16 protein-coding genes and 1 pseudogene are annotated in these 20,735 nt (G+C 65.0%); 6 read left to right on the top strand and 11 right to left on the bottom strand.

Going from position 1 to position 20,735, the window contains the following annotated elements; all coding sequences use genetic code 11:
* Nucleotides 1–80: 80 nt before the first annotated feature.
* Nucleotides 81–2,297 carry a TonB-dependent receptor gene (locus ACNANG_RS23210; RefSeq protein WP_420224988.1) on the bottom strand — a complete coding sequence of 739 codons (2,217 nt, stop codon included), beginning with the start codon at nucleotides 2,295–2,297 and terminating at the stop codon, nucleotides 81–83.
* 251 nt (nucleotides 2,298–2,548) lie between these two features.
* Between ACNANG_RS23210 and xth the strand changes: the two genes are divergently transcribed.
* From xth to ACNANG_RS23185, 5 genes and pseudogenes are all read left to right on the top strand, one after another.
* Entirely contained in the window at nucleotides 2,549–3,328 is a 780-nt protein-coding gene (gene xth, locus ACNANG_RS23205; RefSeq protein ID WP_420224987.1) for an exodeoxyribonuclease III, read from the top strand.
* Nucleotides 3,329–3,502: 174 nt separating this feature from the next.
* Complete coding sequence (locus ACNANG_RS23200) at nucleotides 3,503–3,994, top strand: hypothetical protein (protein ID WP_420224986.1); 492 nt, start codon at nucleotides 3,503–3,505, stop codon at nucleotides 3,992–3,994.
* Nucleotides 3,995–4,126: 132 nt separating this feature from the next.
* Nucleotides 4,127–4,737: pseudogene (locus tag ACNANG_RS23195) on the top strand (superoxide dismutase).
* 46 nt (nucleotides 4,738–4,783) lie between these two features.
* Entirely contained in the window at nucleotides 4,784–5,653 is an 870-nt protein-coding gene (locus ACNANG_RS23190) for a ZIP family metal transporter (RefSeq protein WP_420227643.1), read from the top strand.
* 122 nt (nucleotides 5,654–5,775) lie between these two features.
* Complete coding sequence (locus tag ACNANG_RS23185; RefSeq protein ID WP_420224985.1) at nucleotides 5,776–6,987, top strand: porin; 1,212 nt, start codon at nucleotides 5,776–5,778, stop codon at nucleotides 6,985–6,987.
* Nucleotides 6,988–7,096: 109 nt separating this feature from the next.
* On the opposite strand, the gene ACNANG_RS23180 is transcribed toward ACNANG_RS23185, so the two are convergent.
* The 7 genes from ACNANG_RS23180 to ACNANG_RS23150 form a co-directional block, all read right to left on the bottom strand.
* Nucleotides 7,097–7,858 (bottom strand): SDR family NAD(P)-dependent oxidoreductase, encoded by a 762-nt coding sequence (locus ACNANG_RS23180; protein WP_420224984.1) that lies wholly within the window; start codon nucleotides 7,856–7,858, stop codon nucleotides 7,097–7,099.
* Between the two features lie 18 nt (nucleotides 7,859–7,876).
* Nucleotides 7,877–9,754, bottom strand: coding sequence for a feruloyl-CoA synthase (locus tag ACNANG_RS23175; protein WP_420224983.1), 1,878 nt, complete (start codon nucleotides 9,752–9,754; stop codon nucleotides 7,877–7,879).
* Between the two features lie 104 nt (nucleotides 9,755–9,858).
* Nucleotides 9,859–10,644, bottom strand: a complete 786-nt coding sequence (locus ACNANG_RS23170; RefSeq protein WP_420224982.1) for a crotonase/enoyl-CoA hydratase family protein — start codon at nucleotides 10,642–10,644, stop codon at nucleotides 9,859–9,861.
* The gene (locus ACNANG_RS23165; protein ID WP_420224981.1) at nucleotides 10,641–11,525 is read right to left on the bottom strand and encodes an ABC transporter ATP-binding protein; all 885 of its coding nucleotides are present in this window, start codon (nucleotides 11,523–11,525) and stop codon (nucleotides 10,641–10,643) included. Before ACNANG_RS23165 ends, ACNANG_RS23170 begins: the two co-directional genes overlap by 4 nt.
* On the bottom strand, nucleotides 11,522–13,354 hold the full coding sequence (locus ACNANG_RS23160) for an ATP-binding cassette domain-containing protein (RefSeq protein ID WP_420224980.1): 1,833 nt from the start codon (nucleotides 13,352–13,354) through the stop codon (nucleotides 11,522–11,524). Before ACNANG_RS23160 ends, ACNANG_RS23165 begins: the two co-directional genes overlap by 4 nt.
* Nucleotides 13,351–14,391, bottom strand: a complete 1,041-nt coding sequence (locus ACNANG_RS23155) for a branched-chain amino acid ABC transporter permease (RefSeq protein ID WP_420224979.1) — start codon at nucleotides 14,389–14,391, stop codon at nucleotides 13,351–13,353. The genes ACNANG_RS23160 and ACNANG_RS23155 overlap by 4 nt, the downstream gene beginning before the upstream one ends.
* Nucleotides 14,392–14,400: 9 nt before the next feature.
* Complete coding sequence (locus ACNANG_RS23150) at nucleotides 14,401–15,546, bottom strand: ABC transporter substrate-binding protein (protein ID WP_420224978.1); 1,146 nt, start codon at nucleotides 15,544–15,546, stop codon at nucleotides 14,401–14,403.
* Nucleotides 15,547–15,729: 183 nt separating this feature from the next.
* Between ACNANG_RS23150 and ACNANG_RS23145 the strand changes: the two genes are divergently transcribed.
* Entirely contained in the window at nucleotides 15,730–16,266 is a 537-nt protein-coding gene (locus ACNANG_RS23145; RefSeq protein ID WP_420224977.1) for a MarR family winged helix-turn-helix transcriptional regulator, read from the top strand.
* Nucleotides 16,267–16,328: 62 nt separating this feature from the next.
* Here the strand turns inward: ACNANG_RS23145 and ntrC are convergent, their stop codons facing one another.
* Genes ntrC through glnA form a run of 3 tightly spaced genes read right to left on the bottom strand, consistent with a single transcriptional unit; the run spans nucleotide 16,329 to nucleotide 20,520 of the window.
* A complete protein-coding gene (ntrC, locus tag ACNANG_RS23140; protein ID WP_420224976.1) occupies nucleotides 16,329–17,909 on the bottom strand; it encodes a nitrogen regulation protein NR(I) in 1,581 nt (526 codons plus the stop codon).
* Nucleotides 17,910–17,958: 49 nt separating this feature from the next.
* Complete coding sequence (gene glnL, locus ACNANG_RS23135) at nucleotides 17,959–19,050, bottom strand: nitrogen regulation protein NR(II) (protein ID WP_420224975.1); 1,092 nt, start codon at nucleotides 19,048–19,050, stop codon at nucleotides 17,959–17,961.
* Between the two features lie 57 nt (nucleotides 19,051–19,107).
* A complete protein-coding gene (gene glnA, locus ACNANG_RS23130) occupies nucleotides 19,108–20,520 on the bottom strand; it encodes a type I glutamate--ammonia ligase (protein ID WP_420224974.1) in 1,413 nt (470 codons plus the stop codon).
* Nucleotides 20,521–20,735 lie beyond the last annotated feature (215 nt).

The raw sequence follows: 20,735 nt of genomic DNA, 5'->3' as shown, positions 1-20,735 counted from the left end.
GATGCACGGGCACCAGGAAGCGCTTGAGGTCTTGCATTAAGCGGTTCGTCGCCAGCCGGACGGGCCTGGCGACACCGTGATCAGAAGTCGATCGATGCCGAAAGCACGAACGTGCGCGGCGAGCCGACAGCCACGTACGTCCCCGTCGTCAGCCAGTAGTTCTTGTCGAACAGGTTTTCGATGTTCGCGCGGAATACGACGGACTTGCCCGAGATGTTGGTGCGGTAACGCGCGCCGATGTCGAACCGCGTCCAACTGTCGAAACGCTGCGTGTTGGTCACGTTCAGATTCGAGCCGCTGGTATAGACGGCGCGACCATTCAACGCCAGCCCCTGGACCCAGGGGGTATCCCAGTCCAGACCCGCGCTGGCGGTGACCGCGGGCACGCCTTGCACCGTGTTGCCAACGTTGGCGGCGGTGATCGAACTGGTGACTTCGGGTTCGGTGAATGCCACACCGGCGATGCCACGCAGACCCGGCTGGATCTCGCCGTACGCCGACAATTCCAGCCCGCGGTAGCGGGTTTCGCCGGTATAGCCCAACGTCTGATTGGCGATCGGCAAGGGGCCAATGGCCTGCGACAGCGGACGCGTGATCTGATACAGCGCGGCGCTGGTCGTCAGACGGCCAAAGTCCACCTTCACCCCAGCTTCCAGTTGCTTGGACTTGTACGGTGGCAGGACCTCGCCCCGGTTCGCGTATTGAGCGCCAACAATCTGGCCGCGGGTCAGACCTGCTGTGTAGTTACCGTAAACCGACACGTTCTGGATCGGCTTGAACACAATGCCAGCCAGCGGTGAGACCGCGCTTGCCTTGTAAGGCGCAGTGGTTGGTGGGTTGGCGATGCTGTCCACCCGTGCCGTCTGATCGCGCAGCCCAAGCGTGATCAGCAGACGGTCATCGGCGAACGACATGGTGTCGCTGATGGCCAGGCTGTGCAGCGTGGTTTCAGTCAACATTTGCGGGTCGAGACGGGCTGCTGTGACCGGAACGAGCGGGCTCGGGTTGTAGATGTTGGACGGAAAGCCCGTGGTAGTCCCGGTTTCATTGGTGCCCACGGTAAACGTGTTGCCGGCCTTTTGCACCAGTTGCGAGAATCCGACGTTGACCGTGTGCTTGACCGGACCCGTGTTGATGCGCCAGCGCGCGCCGACGTTGGCGCTGACAGTCTTTGAAATCGAATCGTAGAAGTTGTTGCGCACGCGGAAGTCGCCATTGCTGCTCACAGCCACCGTCGACTGCGGGAACACTTGGTCGGCCATGCCATCGCGATAGCCGATGCCCCCGTATACGGACAGCGTGTCCGTCACGTCATAGTCCAGACGCGTGGCAATCACATTTTCCCGTTGCACCAGCGCCGTACCGGGATACCAGTTCGCGCGCGCGTCCGGGGGCGAAGGAATCGCCGTCAGCGCGTTCAAGCTGATCTGCGGACGGAAGTTGTCCGTATCGTCGCGTTGCACGTAGGCGTCCAACGACCACTTCAGGCGCGATCCCTGGTAATCCAGTCCAAGCGCACCGAATTGCGTCTTCTGATCACCGCCGTTGACGGTGCCTTCACCGCCCCGCACCAAGCCGTTGAAGCGGATGCCCCAGGCATTGTCGACACCGAAGCGGCGGCCGATGTCGGCGCCCACGGCCAGATTCGACTTGCTCGTGAACGTCGTGGTCAATCGGGTCAGCGGGACGTCGCCAGCGCGCTTCGTTACCGCATTGATGCTGCCGCCGACGCTGCCGCCCGGAGCAATACCATTGATCAGCGTGGCAGGCCCTTTCAGGACTTCAACGCGTTCCACCAGCTGTGCGGGCACCCTGCTGGCGGTCAGACCATACAACCCGTTGATGGCCACGTCGCCTGCGCCGACGGCCAGACCACGGATCGTGAAGGTGTCGTCGAACCCTCCGGTACCGGTCGTCAGACGCACCGACGGATCATTGATCACGATGTCCGCGAGCGTACGCGCTTGCGCATCTTCCAGCGCCTGCGAGGTGAAATTGATCGTGCTGAACGGTTGATTCATCACGTCGTCCGAGCCCAGCAGACCAAGGCTGCCGCCTCGTGCCACCTGCCCGCCGGGCGCAGGCGGCTGCAGACCGTTACCCGACGTTCCGACGACCGTCACTTCACCCAGCGCCGCCGGCTGGGCGGTCGTGGAAGGAGTTGTCGTGGCCGTCTGCGCCAGCGCATTGCCGGCGATCATCACAAAGCCGATCCCCGCCAGGTGGCGAACGATCGGACGCAGGACAGGGACAGCGCCGCGCGGCGACGCGGGGCGGGAAAGGTGCGAGTGAGGCATTGATGGGTCCGGAAGCACGGCACATGTAGCCATGCAGCAATGAGAGAGAAACTACGTACGTATCGGCGCTAATGATAACAATACTCACTTGTGTTTCTCTACGCATTTGACGCGAAGCTGAACGCTGTAGTGCTTAAAGTTGTTTGATCAACACACTTTCGCGTGGCCACGGCGCATCCTTCCCGACCCTGGCGCGCCATTCCGCGGCGGTAGAATCGATGCCCGTCATCCCTTCTGCTCGAGTCCTTCCCATGCGCATTGCCACCTGGAACATCAACTCCCTGACCGTGCGGCTGCCGCAAGTCCTCGCCTGGCTGCAGGACAACCCCATGGACGCACTGTGTCTGCAGGAGCTGAAACAGGTCAACGAGAAGGTGCCGGTCGACGCGTTCCGCGAAGCGGGGTATCACGTCGCGTTCATCGGGCAGAAAACCTACAACGGCGTCGCCGTCATTTCGAAGGCCGAGCCGCGCGACATCCAGCGCAACATTCCGGGCTTCGACGACGACCAGCAACGCGTCATCGCCGTCACGCTGGACTCGCCTCAGGGCGATGTTCGGATCATCTGTGCGTACTGCCCCAACGGTCAGGCCGTGGGTAGCGACAAGTACGAGTACAAGCTCAACTGGTACCGCGCCTTTACCGCCTTTGTGCAGGCCGAGATGGCCAGGTACCCACGACTGGCCGTGCTGGGCGACTACAACATTGCGCCCGAGGATCGCGACGTGCACGACCCGGCCAAGTGGGAAGGCAGCGTGCTGGTGTCCGAGCCCGAACGCAGCGCGTTCCGTACGCTGCTGGGCCTGGGGCTGTCGGACGCCTTCCGGCTGTTCGAGCAGGAACCCAAAATGTTCAGCTGGTGGGATTACCGGATGATGGGCTTTCGCCGCAACGCGGGTCTGCGGATCGACCACATCCTGCTGAGCGAACCGCTCAAGACGGTGTGCAGCGCCTGCATCATCGACAAAGGGCCTCGCCGCAACGAACAACCCTCGGATCACACGCCGGTGGTGGCAACGCTGGACCTCTGATGGTTGCGGGCGGCCCTGCCGCCCCGCGTGCACCCTGCTGGCGCGAACGCGCGACGCGCAGGACGGACATTCACGCGCAATTCCATTTCGAAACAGGAACGCTTCTCATTTCTGCTAAATTAGGGGGTGTCTCGTTCACCACGCGGCGAGCAACCGTCATCTACGGAGTCCACCGTGCATCCTCCTACCCTTCCCTGCGCCGTGCTGCCGCTGCGGCCCGGCACCCCGATGGAGCAATGGAAACAGGCGATCGAGGCTGGCAACGAGGCCTTCACCGGGCCTGAGCCGGCCACCGCGCTGGGGCACTACCGGCTGGCGCTCAGGCTGGCGCAGACCCTGGTGGGCGACTGGCCCGACCATGACGCCGCGCTGGCGGCGCTGGTGGTGTCCCACCACAACCTGGCGGATCTGCACCGGCTGAGCAACGCGCACGAAGCGGCGATCACCCAGGTGTGCGACGCACACGACGCGCTGCAAGGCCTGATTGCTGATCCGCTTACCGACCTGGCGCTGCGGCAGGCAGCCCTGCGGCATGCCCGCCAGACCCTGCATGAACTGTTGCGATGCGCCCGCACCGCGCCGACGCACGCGCGACTGCGAGCCAGCCTTGCGCACGACAGGCAAGGTCTGACGGTCGTTGCGGCCGCGGAATTTCCTACCCATTGACTGGCCTGCCGCGCCACGGTTCGCGCCCCCGGCACGAACGTTGCGGCGCAGCCTGCCGAGCCACCCCCGCTCCTGTCATCACGACACCCGCACGACGTCACGTTGTTCCATTCTGTCCACGGAGATCACACCATGCCTTATACCCTTCCAGCACTGCCGTATGCCTACGATGCTCTGGAGCCGCATATCGACGCCCAGACCATGGAAATCCATCACACCAAACACCACCAGACCTACATCAACAACGTCAATGCGGCGCTGGAAAACAATCCGCTTGGCGACCAGCCCGTCGAACAACTGGTCAAGTCGATCGACTCGCTGCCCGACAACTTGAAGGCTGTCGTCCGCAACAACGGCGGCGGCCACGCAAACCACAGCCTGTTCTGGACGGTGATCTCGCCCTCGGGGGCGGCGCGCCGACCGGTAGCGTGGCGGCGGCCATCGACTCGGACCTGGGCGGTTTCGACGCGTTCAAGGACGCGTTCACCAAGGCCGCATTGACCCGTTTCGGCAGCGGCTGGGCCTGGCTGAGCGTCACGCCGGCGGGCAAGCTCGTAGTCGAAAGCACGGGCAACCAGGACAGCCCGCTCATGACCGGCAACACGCCGATTTTGGGCCTGGACGTCTGGGAACACGCCTACTACCTGAAGTACCAGAACCGCCGCCCGGAATATATTTCGGCGTTCTACAACGTGGTGGATTGGCAGGAAGTGTCCCGCCGCTTCGACGCCGCCAAAGGCTGATCGCGTGGCTACCAGCAGCCGCCCTGCTCCCAACGGCCTGCACCTGATGCGCAAGCGCATCGGGGCGGTCATTGCCCTTGCCGGCCTGGTCATCCTGCTGCATCGCGCGTGGACCACCACCGCGATGCAGGACCCGAGGGTGATGAACGCTTTGCTGGGCGGCCTCATGGCGGCTGGAGCCACCGCGTTGGGCGCGCTGCCGGTCCTGTTCTCGCAACGCATGAGCGACCGCGTGCAGGACAGCCTGTTTGGCTTTGGCGCAGGCGTCATGCTCGCGGCCAGCGCCTTTTCCCTGGTGGTGCCGGGGATCGCGGCCGCGAAGGACCAGGGCGCCGGCCCGTGGGAAGCCGGCCTGATCGTTGGCGGCGCCATTTTGCTGGGCGCGCTGCTGCTGTTGCTGATGGAGCGATGGCTGCCGCACGAACATTTCATCAAGGGCGTCGAAGGCAGGCAAGGCGACGCGACGCCTCAGTCCATCAAGCGGACGTGGATGTTCGTGTTCGCGATCGCCTTGCACAATATTCCGGAAGGCCTCGCCATCGGCGTGGCGTTTGCCAGTACCGACCCGCTGCGCGCGGCTGCGCTGTCGACCGGCATTTCCATCCAGGACGTGCCCGAAGGGCTGGTGGTGGCGATCGCGCTGGCGTCGATCGGCTACCGCCGCGTGACGGCGGTCGTGCTGGCTGTGCTGTCTGGGCTCGTGGAACCGATCGCGGCCGTGTTGGGCGCGTCCTTGCTCAGCTATTCCGCGGCCCTGCTGCCATGGGGCCTGGGGCTCGCCGCGGGCGCCATGCTGTTCGTGATCAGCCATGAAATCATTCCCGAATCCCATCGCAAGGGGCACGAGGTCTATGCCACGGTGGGGTTGATGATGGGATTCGTGATCATGATGCTGCTCGACACGGCGCTGGGCTGATTCCCCAGCAGATCCAATCAGACGGGTAAGCGCTTCTCCGAACAGGGAATGCAGCGATATCCCCATTTTGTTAGCCTGGCTATTCTTTCACCTGGTGAATCTTTTCCCGGAGGAGGGACAGCATGGCAACTACAAGAAAGAAAACTCTGGCGACCCGCCGCAACGCGGACATTCGCCGCATGCCGGACAGGTCGGGTCCGGCGGGCACGTCGGCGAAAGCGGTCGCCGGGCGGCGTGTCGCCAGGTTCGGGGCGGCGGGCCTGGGATTCGCCGTCCTGGCGCTGGCAAGCGGCGCGGCCTCCGCACAAAGCGTACAGCTCTATGGCGCCATCGATACCGGGCTCGAGTACGTCACGCACGCCAACGCCGCGGGCAACGGCGTGCTACGCATGCCGACTGTCACGGGCGGCCTCATGGCGTCGCGCTGGGGCCTGCGCGGTCAGGAAGACCTCGGCGACGGACTGAAGGCGTCGTTCGCGCTGGAAAGCGGCTTTGGAACAGACAACGGTGTGCAAGGGCAAGGTGGGCGGCTGTTCGGGCGGCAGGCCTGGGTTGCGCTGGGCTCACGCCTTGGTCAGCTGACCTTCGGGCGCCAGTACAACGCCACCTTGTATGCCATTGGCGACGCCGATGTCATGGGGCCGGCCGTGTACGGTCTGGGCAGTCTCGACAGCTACATTCCCAACACGCGGTCCGATAATGCCATCGGCTATCGCGGGACCTACGATGCCTTTACGACGGTGCTGACCTACAGTCTGGGCCGCGACGTTTCCGCGGCAGGCGGGCCCGCCGCTACCAACTGCGCAGGCGAACGCGCCGACGACCGCAAGGCCTGCCGTCAGGTTGCCGGCACGCTCAAGTACGACACCCGCGGCGGCGGTCTCGCCATTGGCTACGATCAATTGCGCGGGGGTCCCAATGCGTCCGGCCTGTCGGCCAGCGACCGCACGGACACCCGGCAATTGCTGACCGGGTACCTCAAGCTGGGCCAACTGAAACTGGGCGCGGGTTGGATCGCCCGCAGCACGCGTGCCGCCAGCAAATCGGATAGCGACCTGTACTTCCTTGGCGCCAGCTATCCGCTGACGACCGCCTGGACGATAGACGCCGAAGTCGCCCGGCTGCGGACGTCGATCGACAACGGCAAGTCCACGCTTGCCGCGGCGCGTGCGACGTACGCCGTCAGCAAGCGCACGGCGGTGTACGGGTTGGCCGGCTTTATCGACAACAACGCCGGCGCCAACCTGTCGGTCAGCGGCGGGCAGGCGTTGAGCGGCCTGCCTTACGGTGTCAACCAGGCAGGTGTCATGGCAGGCATGCGCCACCTGTTCTGATCACCGCTCGCGGATGACACAACGGCCGGATCCCGCGGGACCGGCCGTCGTGTTCGTGGAAGGCGCAAAGCGCAGCGACGGTGCGTGTCATACCGGCCGCGCCAGTGTCCTATCGGGGTGCGAGCCGGATGGCGCCATCGAGCCGGATGGTTTCGCCGTTCAGATAGGCACACCTTGCGATGTTGACGACCTGCTCGGCGAATTCATCCGGCTGTCCCAGGCGCGACGGAAACGGAATCGCCGCCGCTAGAGACGCGCGAACCGCTTCGGACGCCGTCTGCAACAGCGGCGTATCGAAGATCCCGGGGGCAATAGCCATGGCGCGAATGCCGAACGGCGCGAACTCGCGCGCCATTTGCAAGGTAAGCGACGTCAGTCCGCCTTTGGCCGCCGCATACGCGGCCTGACCGACCTGGGCTTCGTAGGCAGCCGCGGACGTCGTGAAGACGATCGCGCCGCGCTCGCCATCGGCCAGCGGATCCAGCGTCATCATCTTTGCGGCAGCCAGGCGCGTCGCATTGAAGGCGCCGATCAGGTTCAGTTCCAGGATGCGCCGGAAGGCTTCCATCGGCATGGGGCCGTCTTTCCCCACGATGCGGGCCGGCGCACCGCCGCCCGCGCAATTGACCAGCAGGCGCGCGGGTCCGTGCGCGGCTTCCGCATGGAGCAGCGCGGCTTCGAGGGATTCGGTGCGGGTCACATCGCAATGAACCGCCAGGCCGCCAATGGCCTGGGCCAAGGATTGCGCGGCGTCGAGCTGGATGTCGAGTACGGCCACCCGTGCGCCAGCCTGCGCCAGGCGGCGTGCGGTGGCCGCGCCCAGTCCGGACGCACCGCCCGTGACAAGGACAGGGATATCAACGAGTTGCATGGGGACTCTCCTGATGCACTATGCGGACACGCCGCTGCCAGGCGACGCCACCCGCGCGCCGGGGCGAAATACACACGCGCCAGCCGGGTCCTGATACAGCTGTTCGACCAGGTCGGCGCGGCGGGCCAGCACCATGCGTTGATTGATCGACCCTTTGTCGGTCATCTCGCCAAGCGCAAGGGATGGCGGCTGCGTCATGACCATGGCCCGGCAGACGCGGAACGAGCTGCCCTGCGCGCGTGCCGCGCAGGTGTCGAGGACGCCCTGCACCCAGTCCGACAACCCGCTTTCGTTACCCGGCGCGGTCCAATGCGCAAGGCTGGGGGCGTGCAGGAACAGCAAGGCGCCCAGTTCGTGGCGGTCCTGGCCGGTGATCACCGCGTCCATCAGGTGCGGAGCGCCCGCCGCAATCAGCGAGGCGCGGACATCGCCAACGTTCACCCACGTGCCGCTGCTCAGCTTGAAGTCTTCGGCAATGCGGCCGTCGAATACCAGGCCCTGCGCGGGCTGTGCCGGATGCTCGAAGCGGGCTGCGTCGCCACTGCAAAAGAAGCCTTCGTCGTCAAAGGCGTCGGCCGTCAGATCCGGTTGCCGCCAATAGCCGGGCGTGACGTTCGGACCCTGGTAACGGACTTCCAGCTTGTTGCCGTGGGGGGCGAGTTTTACGGTCACGCCAGGCGCCGGCAGGCCGATCTTGCCGGCGACCCAGTCCGGCAGGTGCGCCGAGATCGCAAAGGGCGCGGTCTCGGTCATGCCCAGTCCCATCGTCATGGGAATGCGGTAGCCGCACGCTGCGACAGCATGGTCGTCGATGGCCACTTGCAAGGCGCGCGACAGCGCCGCGCCGACCGGAAAGATCAGCCGAAGACGAGAGAAGAACGACGTCCGCAGCGCGGAATCGCCGCGCATCGCGCGCGTCAGCAACTCCATGCCCTTGGGCACGGAGTAGTACACGGTCGGAGAGACATCCCTGAGATTGCGCAAGGTCTCGGCAAACCCGTCGTCGGTGGGTTTGCCGTCATCAATGAAGAGACTGCCGCCGTGATAGAGCACCAGCCCGAAGTTGTGGTTGCCGCCTGCCGTATGGTGCCACGGCAGCCAATCAACCAGCACGGGCGTGTCCTCGCCCATGAAGGGGTAGCACTGCGTGTACATCTGCAGATTCGAGCAGATCATGCCGTGCGTGTTGATCACCGCCTTGGGCATCCGCGTCGATCCAGAAGTGAAGAGGAATTTCGCGATCGTCGACTCGGTGACCGCGGCATGCGCGGCATCGACCCGTGCGGTGGTCACCGTCGCCTGCAGGTCCGCGAAGGATGTGCAGGCCCGTCCCGGGACCTCGCCATGGGTGACCACGATCTCAACGTCTTCGGGCACCGCGTTCAGGATCGCGCGCGAGAAGGCGCCGCCGTCGGCGGCAAACACCATTCCAGGCGTCAGCAGTTCGACGGCATGACGCACCTTGGCGCCATCGGTCGCCAGCAGCGAATAGGCAGGCGACAACGGAACGTAGGGCAGGCCCACATGCATGGCCGCCAATCCCAGCAAGGCGTGTTCGAGATCGTTGCCCGACAGGATCAATAAGGGCCGGTCTTCGCTCAACCCGCGTTGCAGCAGCGCTTCGGAAAGCTGGCGCACGCGCGCGAGCGCATCGCCATAACTGAGGTGCCGCCACTGCCCGGCGGCGTCGCGTTTTGCCAGAAAGGTGGCGGTGGGCGTGCGCTGCGCCCAGTGCACCAGTAGGTCGGTGACCCGTGCCGGACTGGGTTGCAAGGGGTCGGTCGACCGCAGCAGCCAGACACCGTCCGGTCGTTGGGTCACGTCCGCTGCATAAGGCCCGAAGCGCATGGGCCGCAAAGGCAGAGGCAGCGGTTCGCCGGGCAAGGATGTCGTCATGGTGTGTCTCCTGAATGTCGCGCGGATCGTCGAACGTCCGCGTCTGTACGAGCAAGCGCCTGGCAAGCCAGGCCGCCGAAAAAGGCAAGACTGATGGACTTGCCTCAGCTCGGCACCACTTTCGCGGCACGTTTGTCGAGAAAGGCCGCGACGCGCTGCTTGGCTTCGTCGTCGCCTTGGGTGATGGCAGCCATCAACGACTCGGTCATCAAGCCGTGTTCCATCGGCTGCTCCGCAATCAACGGCAACGCATTCGTGATCGCGAAGTTGGACAAGGGCGCGTTGCCGGCAATGCGCCGGGCCAGTTCGCGCGCCTTGCGCATGCCTTCGCCGGCGGGCGTCAGGTAGTGGGCCAGGCCCAGCTGCACGCCTTCGGCGGCGCCGTACACCCGGCCGGTCAGCATCATTTCCGCGACGCGTGAGAAGCCGATCAGCTTGGAAATCCGCACCGATCCGCCGCCGCCCACGAAGATGCCGCGCTGCCCTTCAGGCAAGCCGAAATAGCCGCTCTCTTCCACCACGCGCACATGGGTGGCCGCGGCAAGTTCCAGCCCGCCCCCCACGACCGCGCCATGCAACACCGAGATCACTGGCACCCTGCCGAACTGGATCTGGCGGAACGCTGCGTACCATTGGTGCGAATGCATCATGCTTTCCGCCGGCGTCGACGCGTTCAGCTCGGACAGGTCCAGACCGGCACTGAAGTGGTCGCCCTCCCCGTTCAGGATGACCACGCGAACCGATGCCGGCAGGTTGTCGAACGCCGAACGCAGCGCGCCGACGACCGGCAGGCTGATGGCGTTGCGTTTGGCGGGCCGGTTCAAGGTGAAGACCGCAATGTCGTCGTCGATCTGCTGGCGCAACAGTGCGTGGGAAGTGGTGTCGTTCATCGTGCCGCCTCTAGAACAGAAGGAGAAGGAGGGACAGGCGCCGGCGCAGGCCGGGCCAGTCCCAGGTAAGCGTCGACCACCTTCGGGTGGCTTTCGAGATCGCTGGCGGCGCCTTGGAGCACCATGCAGCCGTTTTCCAGGACATAGCCGTAGTCGGCCACGCGCAGTGCGGCGCGCGCGTTCTGCTCGACCAGCAGCGTGGACACGTCGTGTCCGCGCAAGCTGGCCACCACGTCCAACACCTCTTGCACGATGCGTGGCGCAAGACCCAGGCTGGGTTCGTCAAGCATCAGCAGACGCGGTTTGCCCATCAGGGCGCGGCCAACGGCCAGCATCTGCCGCTCGCCGCCGGACAGGGTGCCGGCCAGTTGCCGCGCGCGCTCTTTCAGACGCGGGAACAGGTGATAGACCCAGTCGAGCTGATCCAGGGGCTGCGCTTCGCCTGCGCGATAGCGCCGGAAGCCGCCAAGACGAAGGTTGTCGGCTACGGTCATGTCGGCAAACAGCTCCCGCTTTTCGGGCACCAGCGCCATGCCGCGCATGACGCGGCCCACCACATCGCGCCGCGTCAGCGATTCGCCGTCCAGGCGGATGTCGCCGCGGGCCTTGAGCACGCCCATCAAGGCATTGAGCAGGGTCGACTTGCCCGCGCCGTTCGGGCCGATGACGGTCACGATGCTGCCCGCGCGCACTTGCAGCGACGCGCCGAGCAAGGCGTCGACCTTGCCATAGCTGGCGCTCAGGCCGGCCACGTCGAGCAAGGGTGGCGCAGGCAGAGCGGGCGCTTGCGAAGCACGTGCAGGCTGTTCGGCAGGTCCCACGTCGGGGCGGTCCATGGGGGTAACGACGGGGCGGTCCACACGGACCGGGATGGCGTTCATGCATCGCTCCCGAGGTAGGCTTCGCGGACGGCCGGATGCTGCTGGATCTCGGCCGGCGTGCCGTCGGCGATCTTCTTGCCGTACACCATGACGACGATGCGGTCGGCGAGTCCCATCACGAAGTCCATGTCGTGTTCGACGAGCAAGAGGGTCATGCCTTCGGCGCGGAGTGCGGCAAGAAGCGACGCCAGCGCCTGTTTTTCCAGATGCCGCAATCCGGCGGCGGGCTCGTCCAGCAGAAGCATGGTGGGGTCGCTTGCCAGCGCCCGCGCGATTTCGACCAGACGCTGTTGACCGAGGGCCAGACTGCCTGCTTCCGCATGCATCAGGCCGTCGAGTCCCACCCGCTTCAAAGCTTCGGCCGCCTCGTACAAACGTTGCCGCTCCACCGGGCGATCGAATCGCAGCACCGACCGCCAGACGCTGGCCGGGGCGCGCAGATGCGTGCCGAGCGCGACGTTTTCGAGGACGGTCATGTCCGGAATCAGCTTGACGTGCTGGAAGGTCCGGGCCATGCCCAGGCGCGCAATGTCACGCGCGGGCAAGCCGTCGATGCGGGTCGGCCCAAAGGCGATCCGCCCCGCGCTGGCCGACAGCGCGCCGGTAATCAGGTTGAAGGTGGTGGACTTGCCCGCGCCGTTGGGGCCGATCAACGCAACGATGCTGGCAGGCGCGACCTGGAAGCTGACGCCATCGACCGCCTGCAGTCCGCCAAAGCGCTTGCCTACCTCTGTCAGGGTCAGCAGCGCGCCATCGTGCCGTGGGTTGGCGCGACGTGGCAACGGCGGGGACGGCAACACGGCCCGGGGCGCGCGGTCGGGGACCAGGCGCCGCAGATGGGGCCACGCACCATGGGGCGCGAAGCGCAGCAGCACGACCAGCACGGCGCCGAACACGATCAATTCGACGTTGCCGGCCGTGCCCAGCAAGGACGGCAGCACGGTCTGCAACTGGTCCTGCAGCAGCTTCACGAGCCCCGCGCCCACCACGGCGCCCCAGACGTTGGCCATTCCGCCCGCGATCAGCATGATCACGTACTCCAGACTGGCGTTCAGTCCGAACGGCGTCGGATTCACGGCGCGTTGCAGATACATGTACAGCCAGCCGGCGACCGACGCGAGCATGGCGGCAAGCACGAAGATCAGGCGTTTGCTGGCTACCGTGTCCACACCGAAGGACTCGCTGAGCAGACGTCCATGCTTGAGTGCGCGCAGGACTCGGCCTGGCTGAGAGTCCAGCAGGTTGCGGAGGCCCCATCCGCACAGGCCGACACAGGTCCAGATGAGCGCGTACATGGCGCGGCCGCTGCGCAGTTCGAGTCCGAACAGCGACAGCGGGGCGAGGTTGGCCAGTCCGTCGTACTTGCCCAGCGCCGCCACGCTGCCGAACAGGTAGTACAGGGCCAGGCTCCATGCGATGGTGGCCAGGGCAAGATAGTGCCCCGACATGCGTATGGTGACGGCACCAATCACGTATGCGCACACCCCCGTGACCAGCAGGCCGAACAGCAGCGTGGCCCACGCCGGCGCATCCAGCGTGCTGCTCAAATACGCACCGGCATAGGCGCCAATGCCGACAAAGGCGGCCTGCCCGAAGGACGTCAGTCCGGCCACACCGGTCAGCAACACGAGTCCGAACACGACGAGTGCATAGAGACCGATGTAGTTGGCTTGCGAGATCCAGAACTCCGGCACGGCTGTTGACCAGGGCACTGCCGCGACCAGCAGCACCAAGGCGATCTGGCACGCCCGGCGCCAGTGCGCGCTACGGCCCGGGGACGCAGCGACACCAGCGCCGCTCGCGGGAATATCGACAGATTTCATGTTCATTCCTCTGCGTTGTGCGCACCGCCGCGCATCGACAGCCACAGCAAGACCGGGATGACCGACAGGAACACGATGGCTTCCTTGAAGGCGCTGGCGGCGTAGGACACGCCGGACTCGAAGATGCCGAGCAACAACGCGCCGGCCAGGGTCAAGGGATAGCTTGCCAATCCGCCGAAGATCGCGGCGACGAAGCCTTTCAGCCCGATCAGCAGGCCCGAGTCGTAATAGAGCGTCACCACCGGAGCGATCAGGATTCCGCACAGCGCGCCAAGGAAGGCGGCGATGGCGAACGAGACGCTGCCGGAAAACGGCACCGAAATGCCTACCAGGCGCGCGCCCAGCGTATTGGATGCCGACGCCCAGAGCGCCTTGCCATACAAGGTGCGCTCGAACAGCAGCCAGAGCGCCGCGATCAGGATCGCGGTGGCGACCACGACGACAATGCTTTGCCCGCTCAAGGACAGGTCACCCAGCGGCACCTGCACATCCCAGAACGGCAGCGTGCGGAAACCGTCCACCCCGAAGAACAGCAGGGCAAGACCATTGAGCACGAAGTGCACGCCCACGGACACGATCATCAGCACGAGCACGCTGGCATCGACCAGGGGCCGGTACACCACGCGGTAGAGCAGCGGTCCCATGGCGGTCACCAGCGCCGTTGCGACCAGTCCTTGCGCGACCAGCGGCAAGGACGCCTGCGCCGCCCAGACCGTCAGCGCGACGATGGCCAGGGGAATGCCCAGACAGGTCAGCGCGATGCGGCCGAAGCGCCTGGGTTCCCGGTCACGCACCGCCGCCGCCAGCTCGAGCGCGGTCGCAACGACGGACAAGGCCGCGAGCAGCCAGATGGTGGCGGGCACCTTGCCGTCCTGGAGCATGGCGAGGCTCAGGCCCCCAAACACCACCCATTCGCCCTGCGGCAGGAAAATGACACGGGTGACCACGAACAGCAGGACAGTCGCCATGCCCAGCAGCGCATAGACGGCGCCGGTGGTCACGCCGTCCTGCAACAGGGCAGCGCCAATAGCAAACGATTCCATGGCGGCGGCTCAGGGCTGGGCGATGTGCCAGTCGCCGGCGCGCCAGGTGACCATGACCCGCGCGTCCGGGCCGTAGCCCCAATGGTCGGACGGGGTGTAGCGCAACACGCCCTTGGTGGTGGCAATGCCACCGGCAGCGCCGGAGTTTTCGAGCGCATCGCGCAGGGCCGAACGGAATTCGGCCGTGCCCGTCTTGCCGTGCTTGAGCGCAAGCGGCACGACCTGCTGCAGCATGATGCCAATGTCGTAGATGTGGGCGCTGAACTGGGTGCGCGTCTTGGCGCCATACTTGCCTTCGTACGCCTGTACGAATTCGAGAGCCAGCTTGCGGCCCGGATGGCTGTCGGGCAGTTGTTCGGCCACCTGCTCGGGCCCGGACATGACGAACGCCCCGTCGGCGTCTTTGCCGGCCAGCCGGATGAAATCGGGCGTCAGCGACGCCGCCGTGTGATAGATCTTGCCGCGATAGCCGCGGTCCTTCAGCGCCTTTTGCGGCAAGGCCGCGCCGCCGCCCACGGCAACCACGAACACCGCGTCGGGCCGTGCCGCCGAGATCTTCAAGGCCTGCCCTGCCACGCTGGTGTCGGCGCGGGTGAAGCGTTCAACCGCCACCACCTTGATGCCCAGGCCGGCGGCCTGCCTGTCGAGCGCCACCAGATGGCTTTCGCCGTAGGCGTCCGACAGCCCAAGGAAACCCAGGGTCTTCACGCCCGCGGCCTTCATCGCCAGCAGGACACCTTCGGTGTAGTAGTCGGCATGCATGACGTCGCGGAACACCCATTTATCGCGGCCGGGCTGCAGTTCGGCAGGCGATGGCGCGATCTGTACCGTCTGCCCTTCGTCGGCCACCTGAGCAATCGCAATCGCCGCGGGCGTGTTGGACGCACCCACAATGACGTCGACCTTTTCTTCGATGAAGCGGCGTGCGTTCTTCATGGCGATGGTGGGGTCCGCCGCGTCGTCCAGCACCACGAACCGCACCTTTTCACCGGCAATGGTCTCGGGCCATAGCGCAAGCGCATTGCGCGCCGGCAGGCCCAGGGACGCTCCCGGACCCGTCAACGCCAGGCTGACGCCCACTGTCAGGTCGGCATGCGCGGTGGTGAAGGCAAGGGATAAAGCGAGCGCGAACGCTGCCTTGGTGTGTGCTTTCATGGTGTCTCCTTGGTGACCGGCGGTGTGAGACCGCTGAACGGCTTTTCACGAATCATTTGCCAGGGATCTTATTAGCCTGGCTAATCATTAGTCAATGGTAAAGTCGCCGCTAGGGGTTTTGCCTGTTTCGGGCATCCCGTAGCCACCCTCCGTCCATGTTTCCTTCCTTCCACCGCCGAGTCCATGCAGAAAGCCAGCGCAACCGCCCGTAAACGGTCCACCCAGCGTGCCCGCCGCAGCAGCGACGACGCGGCCGGGGCCCCTGGCCTCGACCCGGCCGCCCCTTCCCTCGTCCCCGAAGATCTGAGCCAGATGTGGGATTCGCTGGGCTATTGCATCAAGCGCGCGCAAGTACGCACCTACGCCATGCTGTTCGAGATGGTCATGGGCGGCGAGATGACGCCCGCGCGCATGACGGCGTTGAACATCATCGATACCGATCCGGGCATCAACCAGTCGGCGCTGGCCGCGCGGCTGGGCATCACCGGACCCAGCGTGGTGAAAGTCGTGGACGCGCTGGAACGCCTTGGGCTGATCGACCGGCGGCTGACCGAAGGCGATCGGCGCACGCGATCGCTGTTCCTGACTGAACACGGCGTTGCCGAGCTGAAGGCCCTGCGGGACAACGCGGCGCGCTACGAAGAAGCGATCGCAAAGAATCTGTCGGCCGTTGAACGGCGCACGCTGATCGCCTTGCTCGACAAGGTCGCCGAGCCCTGACAACGAACAAGGGGCCCGAAGGCCCCTTGTCGTGGTTCAACCCAGGCTGGTCCGCGCGGCAGTCATTCCCCTTCGTCCAACCCCAGGTCCTGGATCTTGCGCGTGATCGTGTTGCGGCCGATGCCCAGCTTGAGCGCCGCTTCGATCCGCCGCCCGCGTGTGGCGCGCAGCGCGGTGGTGATCAGCATGCTTTCGAATTGGCGCGTGAGCGCCTGCATGATGTCGGGGTCGCCGCGCGACAGGCGTTGCTCGACGTCGGCCTGCAAGCCGTTGAGCCATTGCGCCGTCCCTCGGTCGCCGGTGGGCAGGCCCATAGCCGCAGCGGCATCGGCGGGCGCGGTACCAGGCAGGTAGCTGGCCGTACCCGGCGCGGGGCCGGCGCCACGATCGGCCATGACCGGGCTGAACGCGGACGAGCCGCCGTGATCGAACGCGGACTTGTCGGTACGCAAGGCGCCGCCGTCGGCCAAGACGGCGTCACGGCTCACCTGATCCATCAATTCCGGCGGCAGGTCCTGCACGTCCACGGTCTGCGCCGGCGCCATCACGGTCAGCCAGTGGCAAACGTTTTCCAGTTGGCGGACGTTGCCGGGGAATGGAAACCGGGCCAGTGCAGCCAGGGCGGCCGGCGTGAAGCGCTTGGTATCGACCCCCAGGTCGCGGGCGCTGCGAGCCAGGAAGTGCTTGGCCAGCAGCGGAATGTCTTCGGACCGCTCGCGCAGCGGCGGCAGGCGCAGGCGGATCACATTCAGACGATGGAACAGGTCTTCGCGGAACAGGCCCTGTTTGACGCGTTCTTCCAGATGCTGGTGGGTCGCGGCAATGACACGCACATTGGCATGCACGGGACTGTGGCCGCCCACCCGATAGAAGCTGCCATCGGACAACACGCGCAGCAGCCGCGTCTGCAGTTCGGCCGGCATGTCGCCGATTTCATCGAGGAAGAGCGTGCCGCCGTCCGCCTGTTCGAAGCGGCCGCGCCGCATGCTTTGCGCGCCGGTGAACGCGCCGCGCTCATGGCCGAACAGTTCGGATTCGAGCAGGTCGCGCGGAATGGCCGCGGTGTTGATCGCCACGAACGGACCGGCGGCGCGCGCGCTGTGGCGATGCAGGGCCCGGGCCACCAGTTCCTTGCCGCTGCCCGACTCGCCCGTGATCATGACCGTGACCTGCGATTGCGACAGGCGGCCGATGGCGCGAAAGACTTCCTGCATGGCCGGCGCCTGCCCGAGGATCTCGGGGGTGCCCACCAGCGATTCGTCGGCCGACGCTTCTTCGCGCAGGCTTTCTTCCACCGCGCGCCGGATCAGTTCGGTGGCGGTGTCCACATCGAACGGTTTGGGAAGGTATTCAAAGGCGCCGCCCTGGAACGCCGACACGGCGCTTTCCAGGTCGGAGTACGCCGTCATCACGATCACCGGCAGCGCCGGGAAACGACGCTTGACGGCCTGGAGCAATTCGATACCGCTGGCGCCGGGCATGCGGATATCGGTAACGAGCACCTGGGGCACGTCGTCGTTCAGGGCCTCGAGGGCTTCACGGGCCGTGCCAAAGCTGCGGGTCGGAAGGTTTTCGCGCGCCAAGGCCTTTTCAAGCACCCAGCGGATCGAACGGTCATCATCTACGATCCAGATTGGTTTCATCGCTTGCTTCCGGGGAACGCTTCCAGGGATAGTGCATCTGGCTCTCAATTCAGGGCAACGGCAACAACATCCGGAAATCGGTCATGCCAGGCCGGGTGTCGCATTCGAGCAGGCCTTCGTGCTGCTGCACGAAGGTCTGTGCCAACGTCAGTCCAAGACCGCTGCCTCCTTCGCGTCCGGAGACCAGCGGGTGAAAGATCCGGTCCTGCAATTCCGGAGGAATTCCCGGACCGTTATCCACCACATGCAATTCCAATGCCAGCTTGAAACGTTGCTTGGCCAGAATGACCTGGCGTGCCACCCGCGTGCGCAAAACGATTTCGGCATCGCCTTCCGAAATGCGTTCATGCAGCGCCTCGGCGGCGTTGCGGACCACGTTAAGCACCACCTGGATCAGCTGCGATTTGTCGCCGCGAAATTCGGGCACCGACGTGTCGTAGTCCCGCACGATGCGCAGGCCGCGCGGGTACTCGGCCAGCACCAGCGACCGCACCCGTTCGCAGACCTCGTGGATGTTCACGTCGCTGACGATACGCGGCGCGCGATGTGGCACCAGCAGCCGGTCCACCAGCGTCTGCAGCCGGTCGGCCTCCTGGATGATGACCTGGGTGTATTCGGTCAATGACGCGTCGGCCAGCTCGGCTTCAAGCAGTTGCGCGGCGCCGCGCAGCCCGCCAAGGGGATTCTTGATTTCGTGGGCAAGGTTGCGTAGCAGTTCGCGGTTGGCTTGCGCCTGTTCGAGCAGGCGCTCTTCGCGATCGACCTTGAGCTGCTGTTCGACCTCGCGCAGTTCGACCAGCACAGGCCACGGGTGGCCTTGCAGCGCGACGACGGTGGCGGTGACCTGCACCGGTTCGCGGCCGATACGATCGATCGTCAGCATCTGCCGCTTGTCGGCAAATCGCTGCGAGATCGCTTCCTGGAATGACTTGTAGAGCTCGTCGCCGTCGCGAAAGAAATCGCACAGCGGCATCGCGTACAGCTGGCGCACCGATACCTCGAACAGGTCTTCGGCGGGCGCATTGGCATGCCGTATCAGACCATCCTCATCGAGGATCAGCACGGCGCTGCCGAGCATTTCGAACGCGGAAAAGTCGGGACCGGAATGGCCCGAGGGAGCGGAAGGATCGAGGCTGTTCATACAATTGAAAACGGGGCGATTGCCCGCCCCGTTTCTCCCTAGTGACTCAACGCCTGCTTAGTAGGCGTAGTACATGTCGAACTCGACGGGGTGCGTCGTGGTGCGCATGCGCGTGACGTCTTCCATCTTCAGCGCGATGTACGCGTCGATCATTTCCTTGCTGAACACGCCGCCACGGAGCAGGAATTCGTTGTCGTTTTCCAGGGCTTCGAGGGCTTGTTCCAGCGACGAGCAGACGGTCGGGATCTTCTTGTCTTCTTCCGGCGGCAGGTCGTACAGGTTCTTGTCGGCCGGATCGCCAGGATGGATCTTGTTCTGCACGCCGTCCAGGCCGGCCATCATCAGTGCCGAGAAAGCCAGGTACGGGTTCGCCAGGGGATCCGGGAAGCGCGTTTCGATACGGCGGCCCTTCGGGTTCGCAACGTAAGGAATACGGATCGACGCCGAGCGGTTGCGAGCCGAGTAAGCCAGCTTGACCGGAGCTTCGTAGTGCGGAACCAGACGCTTGTACGAGTTCGTACCCGGGTTGGTGATGGCATTCAGCGCACGAGCGTGCTTGATGATGCCGCCGATGTAGTACAGGGCGAATTCGGACAGGCCGGCATAGCCGTTGCCCGCGAACAGGTTCTGGCCGTCTTTCCAGATCGACTGGTGAACGTGCATGCCGGAACCGTTGTCGCCAACGATGGGCTTGGGCATGAACGTGGCGGTCTTGCCGTAGGCGGCGGCGACGTTCCAGATGGTGTACTTCATGATCTGGTTCCAGTCGGCGCGCTGGACCAGCGTGCTGAACTTGGTGCCGATTTCGAGCTGGCCGGGACCGGCCACTTCGTGGTGGTGCACTTCGACCGGCACGCCTTGCTGTTCGAGCAGCAGGCACATTTCCGAACGCAGGTCCTGGAAGGAATCGACCGGGGGCACGGGGAAGTAGCCACCCTTGACGGCCGGACGATGGCCCATGTTGCCGCCTTCGTAGTCGATGCCGGTGGACCACGAGGCCTCTTCCGACTTGACCTTGACGAAGCAGCCAGACATGTCCACGTTCCAGGTCACACCGTCGAATACGAAGAATTCAGGTTCCGGGCCGAAGAAGGCAGCGTCGCCCACACCCGAGGACTTCAGATAGGCTTCGGCGCGCTTGGCGATCGAGCGCGGGTCGCGGTCATAACCCTTCATGTCCGACGGTTCGATCACGTCGCAGGTCAGGATCAGGGTGGTTTCTTCGCGGAACGGGTCCAGGCGGGCAGTGCCCGGTTCCGGGATCAGCAGCATGTCGGAGGCTTCGATGCCCTTCCAACCAGCGATCGACGAACCGTCAAAGGCGTGCCCAGTCTCGAACTTGTCTTCGTCCACTTGGTGGGCCGGCACCGAAACGTGCTGCTCTTTGCCGCGGGTGTCGGTGAAGCGGTAATCAACGAACTTGACCTCGTTATCCGCGATCAGTTTGAGGACGTCTTTGGGCGTTGCCATTAGGGCTCCTGATAGTCTCGTAGGGCTTGCCGCCCGGGAAACATTCCGCGGTCGATCAAGCGTAATTGGTCGTGCATGCAGACCGAGCCGGCGACTCGATACTGGACAGTTGCGGTCTTACGTAAGCACATTACATGCCAGTAACCGCTGGTAAATCGCGCCCCGGCAAGATGCAGGGCCGCGCCGAATTCTCGCACATTGCGGCGCGGCGGACA

The sequence above is a fragment of the Pigmentiphaga litoralis genome (assembly GCF_048632615.1).
Taxonomy (GTDB): domain Bacteria; phylum Pseudomonadota; class Gammaproteobacteria; order Burkholderiales; family Burkholderiaceae_B; genus Pigmentiphaga; species Pigmentiphaga litoralis_B.
Note: the sequence above shows the minus strand (reverse complement) of the source record. Positions and strands in the feature narration are given on the sequence as shown.